Genomic DNA, 14076 nt, shown 5'->3' on the forward strand with positions numbered 1-14076 from the left:
TTTCTTGCAATGATCAACTTTGTGAAGTGTAACTTTAGTTTTCGTTCCAAATCTAAAATCAAATAAAAGTGACCAAATAGATAAAATTCAAGAGGTGAGGGCACCTCAAAATCTACCCCTAGTTATGATGATTTGTTAAGTCATTAAAATAATTACTAACTCACAAATTATACATTTAACTAGAATAAATTTAATTATGAAACTTACTAAACTCAATTGCTTAATTGCATTCTTTCTGCTGGGTTTTTTAACACAAGCTCAGACACCAGAAGGAGAATTGAAAAGATGGCATAAGGTTACATTAACGTTTAATGGGCCTAACACATCAGAAACTGCGAACCCCAATCCCTTTTCAGACTATAATCTGGAAGTAACATTTACCCATCAGGGTAGTAATAGAAGCTATAAAGTGCCGGGTTATTTTGCAGCATGTGGGAATGCTGCTAATAATGGTTGTGCTTCAGGAAATAAATGGAGAGTTCATTTTGCGCCGGATCAAACAGGAACTTGGTCATGGTCTGTATCTTTTAAGTCAGGATCAAATGTTGCTATAAATGGAGGAGGATCAGGAGCTGGCTTTATGAACGGAGCTACTGGATCTTTCAATGTGGCAGAATCTGATAAATCTGGAAGAGATTTCAGAAGTAAAGACTTAGGAAGACTAAAGTATGTAGGACAACATTATTTAAAGCATGTAGGAACCAACCCAGCAAATCCAAATGGGCCATGGTTTGTTAAGGCCGGGGCAGACTCACCCGAAAATGCTTTAAACTATGTTGATTTTGATGCTACGCCAAGTTTTAATAACAATTTGAATAAGATAGGAAGTAAAACCTGGCAACCTCACCAAAGAGATTATGTAGCAGCAGATGCAAGTGCCTATACCTGGAATGGAGGTAAAGGTACCGAAATGCTTGGGGTGATCAATTATCTTTCTGGAGAAGGGGCTAATGTAATGTCGTTCCTAACTTGGAACACCGATGGAGATGGTGGAGCAGTTTTTCCTCATGTATTAAAAGTCTCTGAACAAGAATACGGAAACACACCTAGAGGCCAACAATGGAATAAAGTACATCACGATCGTTTTGATGTTTCAAAAACTGCTCAATGGGAAAAGATCATGGAGTATGCAGATAAAAAAGGAGTTTACCTGCATTTTAAAACCATGGAGACCGAGAACGACAATAAAATGGATGGGAATGGCTTTGGTAGAGAAAGAAAGCTATACTATCGCGAACTTATCGCTCGTTTTGCGCACCACTTAGCACTTAATTGGAACTTAACCGAAGAAACTACATTAACAGATAACGTGGCCAAAGCTACAGCTACATATATCAAAAATGTAGATCCGTATGATCATAATATTGTAATACATACCTATCCTAATCAGCAAGATCAGCGTTATAACCCATTATTAGGAAATAACTCTAATCTAACCGGAGCATCGATACAAACTGGAAAGAACAATGTACACAACGATGTGAAAAGATGGTTAGAGAAATCAAGAAATGCCGGTAAAAGATGGGTAGTGGCCAATGATGAGCAAGGTCCTGCATCTACAGGAGTAAGGGTCTCAGACAAAGAAGTGAGACATAGAGTACTTTGGGGAACTCTTATGGCTGGAGGAACCGGAGTAGAATACTATAGTGGATATACCAATGACGATGGTGATATCAACGGTAATGATCACAGAAAAAGAGGTAAGAAATACAAAGAAGGAGGCTATGCTCTAAAGTTCTTTAATGATCATCTACAATCAGTTATGGTAGAAATGGTTAGCTCTGATGGTGTTACTTCAGACAGTAATGATTATGTATTGGCCAAAGCTGGGAATGTATACGCCGTATATCGACCTAATGGAGGGGCTACCGGACTTAGCTTACCAGCTGGAAACAGTAAGTATGATGTACAATGGTACAATCCGCGTGCAGGAGGTAATCTTACTGCAAAAACTACTTTAGGTGGTAATTTGGTAGCTCCAGATAATAATGACTGGGTAGCTTTAATCACAAGCAAAGATGGAAACGGAAACGGCGGTGGATGCGACAATACTAAGATTGCAGTAGCTTCTCAAGATGCGTATCTACAAGGAAATACCTTGTTTAATAATGGTGATCTTAGAGTAGAAAGTGGTAATAGGGTTTCATACCTTAAATTCACAGTTCCATCTACCAACGAAACAGTAACTGCAGCAAAATTAGAACTTACGGTATCTTCAGATAGTGGTAGCGGTTTAATAGAAGTATTTAAAGGAACTTCTAACAATTGGACAGAAGCTAATTTGTCTAATGGAAATAAACCAGGAGAAGGAGCCAAATTGGGATCTCTTAATACTTCTTATGGTGTAGGTCAGTCGTATCAATGGACTTTGTCTGGGGTTACTCCAGGAGAAACTATTTCCCTTATCGTTAAACAAACTGGAGGTAATGATGTTTCTTTTTCATCAAAAGAAGGTACTGTAGCTCCAAAATTGATCTTAGAGTTAGAATGTAATGATGGAGGTGGAAACGGAGGCGATGGTGGCTCAGACGGAGACTGCGTTGCTTTGGAGCAAAATGGAGTGGTAGCCGTAGAAGCTGAGCACTTTGCAAGTCAATCGAAGACTACCAATAGACAATGGTATGCATTTGATGCAAGTACTACAGGAACACCAACACCAGATCCAGATGCTAATCATGCTAGCGGAGCAAGTGAAGGCGGGTACTTAGAAATTTTACCAGATACCAGAGTTACACATTCTGACCCTCTTGAGAATGGTGTTAGTTTTTCTAATACACCTGGTCAAGTAGCAATCATCAATTATAAGGTGAAATTTACCAATCCAGGTAAATATTTTGTTTGGGTACGAGCACATTCTACCGGATCTGAAGATAATGGAGTGCATGTAGGTATCGATGGAAACTGGCCTGCTTCTGGACAACGTATGCAATGGTGTGCCGGTAAAAATCAGTGGACCTGGGAGAGTAAACAACGTACTGGTGCAAATCACTGTGGAGAGCCAGAAAAGATCTTCATTAATGTGCCAACAGCTGGTGTGCATACCATTTCATTCTCGATGAGAGAAGATGGATTTGAGATGGATAAGTTTGTATTATCTAAAGCGTATACCAAACCATCAGGAGAAGGTCCCGCTGAAGTATTAGTAGATTGTGGAGGAAACAATAGTGCTCCTCAGGTAAGTCTTACTTCTCCTGGTAATGGTGATTCTTATCAAACAGGTGCAAATATTGCACTTACCGCAAATGCTTCTGATAGTGATGGAACAATTGCTAAGGTTGAGTTTTTTGTAAATGGAAATTTAGTGGCTTCCGAAAACCAAGCTCCTTATGAGACAACTACAACAATTACCACACCAGGAAATTATTCTGTTACTGCGAAGGCCACAGATAATGGAGGAGCTACAACTACATCTGCAGCTGTAGATATTCAGGTAGAGGATAATACTCCGCCACCACCTCCAGCAACTATTGCAATACCAGGTAGTTTTGAAACTGAAAGTTTTACTACAAAATCTGGAAGTGTTCGGGTAGAGAATACACCTGCAAGTTCGGGTCAAAATTTAGGGTTTATAAAAGATGGCGACTATACAGAATATCTGGTTAATGTTGCTTCGGCAAGTCAATATACTTTTGATATTTATGCTTCAAGTGCAGGGGCAGGAGGAACTATAGATATTGTTGAAGGCAATAGTACAATTGGTAGTATCGCTATACCTGTTAATGGTCAATGGCATGACTATAAAAAGTATACAGCCAATATTTCATTGTCTTCTGGAGAAAAAACGCTCAGATTGTTGTATAAAGGTGCTACGGGGTATTTGTTTAATGTAGATAAGGTCGTTACTACCAAAGTAGAACCTGTAGAACAAACAGTGGCTTTAACCCCGGTTCATGATGCCTATACGCAAGGGTCTTCAAGTTATAATGAAGTAATTGTAAGAGTAGAAGCAAACAAGAGAACAGCTTATTTAATGTTTGATCTTTCTGCTATCAGTGGAACTGTTATAGATGCCAAATTGAAATTTAACGTGGTCTCTGATCCTGGTAGTGGGAATCTAACTATCCATAAAGGTGCATCAAATAGCTGGACAGAAACCAACATTTCTAATGCAAACAGACCTTCTACGGGTGCTTTACTGGGGAGCTTAGATGCTAATTTTGGTTTAGGAGATGAAAAAACCATCAATTTGGATGCAAGTGCAATTTCTGGGAACCAAATTTCATTGGTTATGAATATGACTTCGGGTAATGATTTTGCTTTTGCTTCAAAAGAGAATGCAACCATTGCAAAACCTGAACTTATACTTACATATTCTTCGGCGCCAGTTAGTTTGGCTCAAAGAGAAACGGTAGAGGAAATATCTACAATTAAAACTTTTCCTAATCCGGCAATAAACAGTATTAATGTATCGGGCGTAACGAATGGTGCAACGATTAAGATCTTTAATTCGGTTGGAGTTCTTCAAAAAGAAGTGAAGTTCTCTGATAGTCAAAACACTATTGATATTAGTGAGTTGCCTTCGGGATATTATATTTTAAATGTTATTGAGCAAAATAAAAACAACCAAGTTATTTCTACTAAGAAAATAATCAAGCAATAACAATTAGGATAAAAGATGAATAAAAAAGGGTCGCTGTAAAAAGCAACCCTTTTTGGTTTTCAAGATAAATGGTCATTGCTTTTTGTGCTTATCCCTGGTAGTTATTTCCTGCTCTAATTGATGAATTCTTTTTTGGACTTTTTCCTCAAAAAAACGCATAAAACTTCTTTTCTTATCTTTTGGAGAAGAATCTTTTTGGCCAAATTTCTGTATGTATCTATTGTAATATGAGAGTTTTTTTTCGGGATCTTTATAATATGCATCGGCAAAAACGGCTAATTCATATTGAGCAGAAAAATTATCTGGGTTTTCCTTTAGAGCTTTCTTCATGTATCCAATAGCTTCTTCCCACTTATCCTGAAACCTACAAGACATAGCCAAACGATAATATTCTTTGTCTAAGTCGTATTTTAGTAACTCTATAGCGATAAGATAGTTCTTTTCGGCTTCACTGTGATTTTGAAGTTTACTGTAAATTTCGGCAATAGTATTATAAATCTTTGCATTTTGACTATCATAGGTGAGAAGTGTTTTATAGTATTTTAGAGCATCGTTATATTCATACTCTTTGTGATATGATATAGCTAATGAACGATATATAAATTCACTTTTGTAATTAAGTTCTATAAGTTGTAAGAAATAAGGAATGGCCTTGTCAAACCTTTCTTTTCTAAAGTAATTTTGCCCTAATATACTAATGAGCTCAACATTGTTTTCATAATGAGATAACCCTATATTGGCATATTTGGCAACACTATCATACTCCCTGAGCTGAAGAAAATGTTTAGCCACTTTGTAACAGCTTTTTTGATGAGAGTTATCAAGGTCAAATGCTTTTTTGTAAAATTGAATAGAAACACTATCCTTAAGGGTTTCTTTGGTTAACCCCAAATTATATAGGAAATTAGGATTTTGCGGGTGTTTTGCTACTAGTTTTGTAAATACGCTATCGGCCAGAGATGATTTTTTGGTAGTCATAAGTAACTTACCATACTCCAGAGAAACAATGCTATTCGAAGTGTCTTTTAAAACTGATTTTCTATAAAACTCCAAGGCATCACCATAGGTTCCCTTTGCTTTATGAGATTTTGCTATTTGTAATAAGGTATATTGATCTTTGGTATCAATAGACATATATTTTTTAATAGCGTTAGAGTATTCTCCAACGGTATATAAACTATCTGCAACCTGTAAAGTTGTCGATTGTGCTTCTATTTTACTAAGCATAAAGGGTACCGTCAGAAAAGAAACGATTATTTTTTTTCTTAAAGAATCAAACATTACGAAAGGAGAATTTTATTTAATTTTTAAAATATACATGTCACCATCAAACTGTCCGTCAAAACCTGAGTTTAGTTTTGCTTTGGCATCCTGGAGGGTATTATACTTTGCTAGATATACATAGATATAACCATCTTTTGGGTTTTTGAAATGCTGAGGTTGCAATCCTATTTGTTGTAGTTTTTTAACGCCTTTTCGAAAGTAGTCGTCATGTTTAAATATGTTGGTAATAAGGTAGTATCCCATTTCAATGGTATGCCCTTTGATATCTGACAATTGATCTGTTAGAACTTTTTCTTCTTCTTGACTATTATCTGTTTTATCTTTTTTTGATTCGACCGAATAGGAGTATGAAGGGAGAACAATTTTTCCATCATTAGTTCTTACAGAATGGAAGTTGAGTCTGTCTGTACCTTTTTCAAAAATAGTTTCTTTTTTGAAGGCCCCAGTGCAAATACCGTTTACAGTCTGTTCTACATACTCTTCTCCAAAGGAAATATCAATTCGATAGATATCTTCGGGAATGTTTTTAAGGAGATAGGTATTTCTTTTTTTAAGATGAGCTTTGCGAATAACTTTTTCGTTTTCAATAGCAACTAAATGAATAATAACTTCTCTCTCATCTGTAGTTATTTTGAGATAATTATCAAGACTTTTTTGAGATAGCGATGCAGCGTTTAGACATTCATTTTCTTCTTCAGTAAAATCTTCAAACCTTGTGATCCTATCTTTAACTGCTAAATTATTGTTTGAAACAGGTTTCGACTCGCCAGACGACGCTATGTTGAATACAATAGGAAAACTATAGAGCACAGTAACCTTTTCACCATCATCTTCGCCAGGAGTCATTTTAGGTAATAAACTAATTACACGTTTAGCTTCGTTCTCTAGCTCAGCAGAAGATCCTCTAACCTGTAAATCTGCCACAGCTCCGGTAGTGTCGATCTTAAATCGTGCATAAATACGATTTATTCCTTGGGTCGCATAAGGCTTAATGGCTTCAATATTGAAGTTTGAATTCACAAAATTATTGATTTCCTCAGAGACACATTGTTTTCTTTTTGTATTCTCAACAACATCTTCACAACTCTGCATTGCCGGTACTTTATCTATTTGTCCGAAAGGGACTTCTTTTTGAGACGAAATATTATCAGCCGAAGTTGAAGATCTATTTTTATTATCCTTCATAAATTGATCATAAGATCTATTTAGTTGTTTAAGAAGTTGTTGAGCGTCCTCTTCTTCTTGAGCAGACAATTGGTTGTTGTTTTTTTTGGAGCTTATGTTTTGTTGAACAATATGCCTCATGAATACCTGAGATCTAATATAACTTTCTCTTGAGATATCACCATTTTTATTTCGAAGAGAAACTTTGTTCCGAAGTTCTTCAAGAGAAGCTTTATTAATGATCATTTGAGACAACTCTTTCTCAAATTTCTTTTTTAATACAGTATCAATTGAGTCATTTTCTTGTACCTGAATAAGTGTATTTGTGAATTTTTTAGAAACCTCTTTGTTTGAAAATGAAGAAAAAGTTACCATAGCCAATAAGACAGGTACAACAGCCAAATATTTAATCTTTACAATTTCTTTTGACTTCGATTTTTGGAGCATTTGTATGCGTTTTTTGATGAGTGATTTCTTAAAAAACTGATTAATAAATTCGATGTCTTTTGCATCAAAAACAATCGCTAATAACTGTTGATAATATTTCTTTTTTCCTAGTATACTTACGCTTTTAAAATCTGCAATATATTCATGTAAAGTGGTTATTTTTGTTTGATACAGATACACCAATGGGTTAAACCAAAAAATTATTTTTAAGATTTCGAACCACAAATGATCTGCAGTATGTAACTGCTCCAGATGTACCAGTTCGTGAGTGAGTATTTGTTCTTTCTCTTTAGGGTCGATTGAATCTCCCAGGTAAATCGTTTTCCAGAAAGAGAAGGCATCTCTAGAGTTCGGGAGGTAGTATATGATATACTTTTCAGTAATATTTGCTATAGCGGTTTTTCTAAGTTTTTTTAAGTAGATTAATCTTTTTAGGAACCTGAAAAGCATAAAAACAGCTCCTGCTAAGTATATGACTAACCACCAGTTAATATTATCAAACATAGGACTAGTGCTTTCTGCAGTGTGTTTCAATTCAATAACGTATGAAGCCTGACCAGGAGTAGTGTTGAGAAATACTGTAGGTAATTCCATTATATATTGCTCTGGGATATTATCCTGTATGGTTTTTACCTTTATAAAAGGTAATATCAGTGAAATAGCCGAGGTAAGTAATAAGTACCCTCTATTCATATTGAAGAATGTATCTTTTTTATGAAATAGATCGTAACAAATCAGGAACAATAACTGAAATAGTATGGTTTGTAAAATGTAACTAAGCATAAGTAATGTCTATTTTTTTTGATCTAGTTCTTTTAGAATGCTCTCTAGGTCTTTGATATCCATATCATTTTTCTTAACAAAAAAAGAAACCATGTTCCTAAAAGATCCATTGAAATAATTATTCATGAGTTTGTTAAGGGATTGGTTGCTGTACTCTTCTTTTTTAACAAGAGGGAAATAAATGTATCCTTTGCCTTGTTTGCGGTGGGAAACAAACTCTTTATTTTCCAAAATTCTGATAATAGTAGATATAGTATTATAAGCAGGTTTTGGCTCAGGTAACTGTTCAATGATAGCGGCTACATTAGCTTCATCAAGTTGCCATAACAATTGCATTACTTCTTCTTCAGCTTTGGTGAGTTGTTTCATGAAATTTATTTTAATAAAAGGTTTGTATATTTTTAAATCATAGAAATCTACTAAGATCTATGTTGTAAATATAACTAAAAAATTAGTTGCAACTAATTTTTTAGTTGAAAAAAATAAAAAAAACTGTTGTTGGTGTTACAACAGAAAAGTAATTCTCCTATTTTAATGTTGTGTAATATTGTTGCCTAGAAAGAAATACTTTTGGTTTATCTACTGGTTGTCGGTTAAACGTTCTCCAGTGTTTAAATCCATATCTATTTCTGTCTTATTTACATTGAAGACAATAGGTAGGGTAAAAACTTCTTCCTCCATAGTTACTATTTCTTCGCTCTTCTTTTGTTTGGGACGAATAAGTTTAGGGAACGATTCTAAAACTCTTATCGCTTCTACTTCTAGAGGAAAAGCTGTAGATTTAGTTTGAATATCTACAATTTTACCATTTTTGTCAATTTTGAACCTGGTATATACCCGATTAGCTCCGGGTTTTGCATCAGCAGAGATAGCTGTAATATCATAATTTGAATCAACGAAAGCTTGTATTTCTTTAATAATACAATCTCTTCGTACCCGTTCGTTGGTAACCTCTTTACATTTTTTGGTTGTGAAGTGATTACTCTGCGAAAATGAAACTGTACTAATCAATATAGTAGCAGCAAATACAAAAAAAGATTTCATAATTTTGGGGTAGTTTTATTACATATTTTGGTTTAGTGATATAGCACTACAAAGAAAGGTAATAGTGTATGAAGTATGTATATGGAAAAACCTTATTTCGCTAGAATTAACCATTTTATCATAAATAAATCACGAAATAATAATAATAAATTAACACAAGGAGAATGGATATCGTATTGATCATTATTGGTTTCATTTTTTGCTTATTAGGTATAGTGGGAAGCTTTCTTCCGGTTTTACCTGGTCCATTTACTTCATGGATAGGTTTGTTGATTTTACATTTTACGAGTGTCTTTCCTCAAGATTGGAAATTTCTAGGAATTACTCTAGGGGTTTCAATTTTGGTATGGGTCTTAGATTATATAGTTCCGGCTCTTGGGACCAAAAAGTTTGGTGGTACCAAATACGGTATGATAGGTAGTTCTCTTGGGCTTATGGTAGGGATCCTGTTTTTAGGCCCCTTTGGGATTATCATCGGCCCTTTTGCGGGGGCTTTTATAGGAGAATTTATTAGAGATAGTAGTGAGACTTCTAAAGCCCTAAAAGCAGCATTTGGTTCATTTATAGGCTTTTTGGCGGGTACCTTTATAAAGTTAATCGTGTCTATTGTATTCTTAGTACTGTATATTCAAAAAGTATGGGATCACTGGGGAGAGTTATTTTAAATTAGGGTAAAGGGGTATTTACTGTTTTACAACGGGGTTACAAATTAAAAAAAGCCTCTCCAATTTATATGGAAAAGCTTCTCATTGGTTTACTACTAAACCACTCACACTTAGTGTGAGACAACACAACATTTTTAATCGCTAAAAAAAGCTTCAATGTATTATTGAAGCTTTAGCAATTTTGCGGTCTGGACGGGACTCGAACCCGCGACCCCCTGCGTGACAGGCAGGTATTCTAACCAACTGAACTACCAGACCAAGGCCTTATTGCGGATGCAAATATACACCTCATTTTATTTCCCACAAATCTTTTTTTTGTTTTTTTTGAATTTAATTTACTGTAATTATGCAAATTTTTGTCTTTCAACTAGATAGGTGGTAAGTATTTTGTCAAAATCTTTAGTGGTATCTGCAAGCACATATTTTATACCATATTGTGCGCATTTCATTTTTAAATCATAAAAATAGGATGAAACGGCTTCGTGGTAGTTATCTTTGATATTATCGGCATATACATTGATATGATCACCTGTCTCAACATCTACAAAACGTGTAGGGCGATTGTCAAAATCAAAGTTTATTTCCTTTTCGCTGTCTACAGTATGAAATAAAATAACCTCATGTTTGTTATATTTTAAATGTCTAAGGGCCTCAAATAATTTTTCTGGACTAGAAGTAGCTTGCAACATATCTGTAAACAGGAATATTAATGATCTTCGGTGTATTTTTTCGGCAATCTGGTGTAAAAACCTATAAGTATCAGTATTCTTTTCACCGGTTGGGTTAATAAGGGTTTGATTAAGTCTGTTAAGTAACATTTGATGGTGACGTTCACTACCCTTTTCCGGAGCATAGTAATCATAAGTATCACTATAAATGCTTAGTCCAATTGCATCTCTTTGTTTTTTTAAGATGTTCATTAAACAGGCAGTAGCCAGAACTGAAAAACTAATTTTATTAAGAGAAGTTACATGATGCTCATTAATTTTAGGGTAATGCATAGAAGAAGAATTATCGATGATAATGTGGCACCTTAAGTTGGTTTCTTCTTCATAGCGTTTGGTAAAAAGCTTATCTGTTTTGGCAAATAGTTTCCAGTCAATATGCTTGGTACTTTCACCGTTGTTGTAAACTTTGTGTTCTGCAAATTCTGCAGAAAAACCATGAAAAGGACTTTTATGCATTCCAGATATAAAACCTTCTACAACCTGTTTTGCTAATAATTCAAGGTTGGTAAAGCCTCCGGTTTTATTTATCTCTTTCTGAATATCCATAAATTGTAGATTTCTGTGAAAATAAAAAAGGTTTGACAAATCGTCAAACCTTTTCATTTTTTTATGATTCTATGCTCTACAAAAGTGAGTCTAAAGCATCTGCGTAAACATTTTTAGGAGATACTCCCACTTGTCTACCTACAACTTCACCATTTTGGAAAACCAATACAGTAGGAATGTTTCGTACTCCATATTTGGCAGCAAATTCTTGATTCGCATCAACATCTACTTTACCTACAACTGCTTTTCCTTCATATTCTTCACTTATTTGCTCTATGATAGGACCTACCATTCTACAAGGGCCACACCATGCTGCCCAAAAATCAACCAGTACAGGTTTATCACTTTTAAGAACTACTTCATCAAAAGTAGCATCTGTTATCTCTAGTGCCATAGTTATTTATTGTTTAAAAATTTTTTATTTAATTTAGTATTCACAAAATTAGTCAATAATTCTGCCAAAGCTTACACCCGTAATATTTGTTTTGATTATACAGGCATTTGATTTTCTGATACCAATGCAAAAATCAAATATTTTTTTGAAATATAGCGCATTTATTTCGAAAAGAAAGTAATAGTCAGGATTAATTCGTTCCTAAAAAAGTGAGCAAAAAAGGAAGGTGTCTTACAAATTAATCAAAAAGTCATATAGGTCGGTTTCTTTGTCTAGATGCAACTTTTTTTTCAGTCTGTATTTAGATTTTAAAACACTATCGGGTAATACATTTAATATATCTGCTATTTCTTTGGTTGATAAATTCATTTTGAGAAATGAGGCCAAGCGAATTTCTTTTTCTGATATTTCGTGGTATACTTTTCTTAGTTTCTGATCAAAATTATCATGTACTTCAGAGAAATAGGATTTAAATACTTCCCAATCCTTGTCTGAAGCACTTTCTTTTTTCAGTAACATTACAATTCTTCTAAACTCAGTTTTAAACCTATCTGGAGAATTTTTTAGGTTTTCGAGATTTTCTTTTAATTCTTGTAAAAAACTGTTTTTTTGCACGAGATGCAGAGTTTGTGAAGCCAATTCTTTCTTTTTGAATTCGATTTCTTGTTTGTAAATTTCTTCCTGTTTTTCTCGTTCAGCTTTGTTTTTTTTGATTCGTTGTCGAAAACCGAAGAATAATAATCCAGAAATTGTAATAAACGAGACCATTCCTCCAGCATATAATCCGTTTTTAAGATTACTAATTTGTACTTCTTTATTGAGATTGTCTATTTCTTTTTCCTGAAGAGCAATCGCGGCTTCTTTTTTCTCGGTTTCATAGATGATTTTTAATTCTTCTATCTGTTGGGACTTGGTTTTGTTAAAAATGGAATCGCTTATAGACTTGTAGAGCTTATAATCTTCTAAAGATCTCTTGTAATTACCTGTTTTTTCGTAAGAAATCGAGCGGTGGTTATATCCGGCTCTTAGATTCCCTTTTACTCCTAATTCATTTGCAAGCTGGATAGATCTATTAAGAATTGGCATGGCTAATTTAAAATTATCCATTTCGTTATATGTTTTCCCTAGATCATTTAAGACTTCAACAATTTTGTTTTTGTTTCCAAGTTGTTCTAGAATTTGCAAACTTTTATTCAGATTAAAAATAGCCTTATCATATTGTTTTATATTGGTGTAAGATTTTCCTAGATTGTTAAGTGATGAGGCTTCTATAGTACGTATCTGCATCTCACGAGATAATTGTAGACTCTTGGTAAGATATTTAATTGCATTATCATAATCTTTTAAATAAAAATAAGAATTCCCCATATCATTAAGAGCTTGCGAAGCATACATTTTGTCGTTGTTCTTATTGTAAATTTTCAGAGCTTTTTTTCCGTAAGAAATGGCTTTTTCATGATTCTCTAAATAAGCTTCAACATTTGCTAAATGATTCAAAGCATCTGCCATCCTGATTTCATCATTGATTGTTTCGAAAATTGTAAGTCCTTTGAGTACTTGTTGTAGAGCTATATTGTAATTGCCCTTATATGCATGTATCATACCATTGAAATCGTAAGTTAGTGCCAGTCCTGAGGAATCTTTGAATTTTGAGGAATAGATTTGAATATTTTTATCCAATAAATCAATAGCCTTGTCATAATTACTTTTAGAATATTCTAGTATAGCTAAACCATGATTTACCCCAGTTATTCCATTAAAGTCTTGGATTTGCTCATAAATTTTAGCAGATTCCAAATAGTATAATTTGGCAGAATCACTCTTTTCTTTGTTATTGTAGGAAATAGCTAAATTGTAAAATCCTTCGGCAATACCTTTTTGATATTGGATTTTTTTTGAAATATTCAATTGTTTTTTGGCATAATCTTCAGCTTTGGATGGATCTCGATAAACATAATAATCAAATAATTCGTCAAGAGTATTCACTTTGGTAGAATCGTCTTTTTGAATTTTATAGCTATTCAATAAGCTATCTAGTTTTTTGTCATTTTGAGCATTGAGAAATTGAATGGAAAGAGAAAATAGCGAAGAAATAAGAATCGAAAGCCTCATTGTATAAGAATGTTTAGTTTCCAACTAAGGTAAGTAATTAATTTATGGATAACTTGAGCTTGTCTATTCCTTAATCAGATTATGATCTTCAAAAACAATACTTTTTTTATGCTTTAATTTCTTTAGAAAAAAGATGAATCTCTCGTGGTTAGGGGTTTTGCTGGATAAACTGGATTCAAAATGAATGTTTTAGTTTTATGTTGCTAAAGTGTTGATTTTTAAACCTTGTCCATGCTTTGTCCATGCCTTAAATTAGGTCAGAGAAGGGTTTTCAGATAGTTTTGACTCGTTGAATCAAAAAAAAACCAC

The 14076-nt window shown here is 34.1% G+C and carries 9 protein-coding genes and 1 tRNA gene; 2 read left to right on the forward strand and 8 right to left on the reverse strand.

Annotated features, from left to right (window positions below):
- Window positions 1–196 precede the first annotated feature (196 nt).
- Window positions 197–4600 (forward strand): CBM96 family carbohydrate-binding protein, encoded by a 4404-nt coding sequence (locus M0D21_RS05850; protein WP_248327516.1) that lies wholly within the window; start codon window positions 197–199, stop codon window positions 4598–4600.
- 72 nt (window positions 4601–4672) lie between these two features.
- Here M0D21_RS05850 and M0D21_RS05855 read toward each other — a convergent pair whose 3' ends face one another.
- From M0D21_RS05855 to M0D21_RS05870, 4 genes are all read right to left on the reverse strand, one after another.
- On the reverse strand, window positions 4673–5827 hold the full coding sequence (locus M0D21_RS05855) for a tetratricopeptide repeat protein (protein ID WP_248327517.1): 1155 nt from the start codon (window positions 5825–5827) through the stop codon (window positions 4673–4675).
- Between the two features lie 69 nt (window positions 5828–5896).
- Window positions 5897–8188 carry a M56 family metallopeptidase gene (locus M0D21_RS05860; protein WP_248327518.1) on the reverse strand — a complete coding sequence of 764 codons (2292 nt, stop codon included), beginning with the start codon at window positions 8186–8188 and terminating at the stop codon, window positions 5897–5899.
- Between the two features lie 99 nt (window positions 8189–8287).
- Entirely contained in the window at window positions 8288–8647 is a 360-nt protein-coding gene (locus tag M0D21_RS05865; RefSeq protein ID WP_248327519.1) for a BlaI/MecI/CopY family transcriptional regulator, read from the reverse strand.
- Window positions 8648–8857: 210 nt separating this feature from the next.
- On the reverse strand, window positions 8858–9322 hold the full coding sequence (locus M0D21_RS05870) for a hypothetical protein (protein WP_248327520.1): 465 nt from the start codon (window positions 9320–9322) through the stop codon (window positions 8858–8860).
- A gap of 164 nt (window positions 9323–9486) precedes the next feature.
- Between M0D21_RS05870 and M0D21_RS05875 the strand changes: the two genes are divergently transcribed.
- The gene (locus M0D21_RS05875) at window positions 9487–9987 is read left to right on the forward strand and encodes a DUF456 domain-containing protein (protein ID WP_248327521.1); all 501 of its coding nucleotides are present in this window, start codon (window positions 9487–9489) and stop codon (window positions 9985–9987) included.
- Window positions 9988–10171: 184 nt separating this feature from the next.
- Here the strand turns inward: M0D21_RS05875 and M0D21_RS05880 are convergent.
- The 4 genes from M0D21_RS05880 to M0D21_RS05895 all read right to left on the reverse strand — a co-directional run bounded on the left by M0D21_RS05880 (window position 10172) and on the right by M0D21_RS05895 (window position 13767).
- Window positions 10172–10245, reverse strand: a tRNA-Asp gene (locus M0D21_RS05880).
- Window positions 10246–10331: 86 nt separating this feature from the next.
- On the reverse strand, window positions 10332–11261 hold the full coding sequence (locus M0D21_RS05885) for a DUF58 domain-containing protein (RefSeq protein WP_248327522.1): 930 nt from the start codon (window positions 11259–11261) through the stop codon (window positions 10332–10334).
- A gap of 76 nt (window positions 11262–11337) precedes the next feature.
- Window positions 11338–11655 (reverse strand): thioredoxin, encoded by a 318-nt coding sequence (trxA, locus tag M0D21_RS05890; RefSeq protein WP_248327523.1) that lies wholly within the window; start codon window positions 11653–11655, stop codon window positions 11338–11340.
- 231 nt (window positions 11656–11886) lie between these two features.
- Window positions 11887–13767, reverse strand: a complete 1881-nt coding sequence (locus M0D21_RS05895; RefSeq protein WP_248327524.1) for a tetratricopeptide repeat protein — start codon at window positions 13765–13767, stop codon at window positions 11887–11889.
- Window positions 13768–14076: the final 309 nt, after the last annotated feature.

This window comes from Aquimarina acroporae (assembly GCF_023195925.1).
GTDB classification, from domain to species: Bacteria; Bacteroidota; Bacteroidia; order Flavobacteriales; family Flavobacteriaceae; genus Aquimarina; species Aquimarina acroporae.

What these genes read in the sequence shown, in the direction of transcription:
- M0D21_RS05850 (WP_248327516.1), top strand. Translation starts at nt 197, where the DNA reads ATGAAACTTACTAAACTCAATTGCTTAATTGCATTCTTTCTGCTGGGT.
- M0D21_RS05855 (WP_248327517.1), bottom strand. Translation starts at nt 5,827, where the DNA reads ATGCTTAGTAAAATAGAAGCACAATCGACAACTTTACAGGTTGCAGAT.
- M0D21_RS05860 (WP_248327518.1), bottom strand. Translation starts at nt 8,188, where the DNA reads ATGAATAGAGGGTACTTATTACTTACCTCGGCTATTTCACTGATATTA.
- M0D21_RS05865 (WP_248327519.1), bottom strand. Translation starts at nt 8,647, where the DNA reads ATGAAACAACTCACCAAAGCTGAAGAAGAAGTAATGCAATTGTTATGG.
- M0D21_RS05870 (WP_248327520.1), bottom strand. Translation starts at nt 9,322, where the DNA reads ATGAAATCTTTTTTTGTATTTGCTGCTACTATATTGATTAGTACAGTT.
- M0D21_RS05875 (WP_248327521.1), top strand. Translation starts at nt 9,487, where the DNA reads ATGGATATCGTATTGATCATTATTGGTTTCATTTTTTGCTTATTAGGT.
- M0D21_RS05885 (WP_248327522.1), bottom strand. Translation starts at nt 11,261, where the DNA reads ATGGATATTCAGAAAGAGATAAATAAAACCGGAGGCTTTACCAACCTT.
- trxA (WP_248327523.1), bottom strand. Translation starts at nt 11,655, where the DNA reads ATGGCACTAGAGATAACAGATGCTACTTTTGATGAAGTAGTTCTTAAA.
- M0D21_RS05895 (WP_248327524.1), bottom strand. Translation starts at nt 13,767, where the DNA reads ATGAGGCTTTCGATTCTTATTTCTTCGCTATTTTCTCTTTCCATTCAA.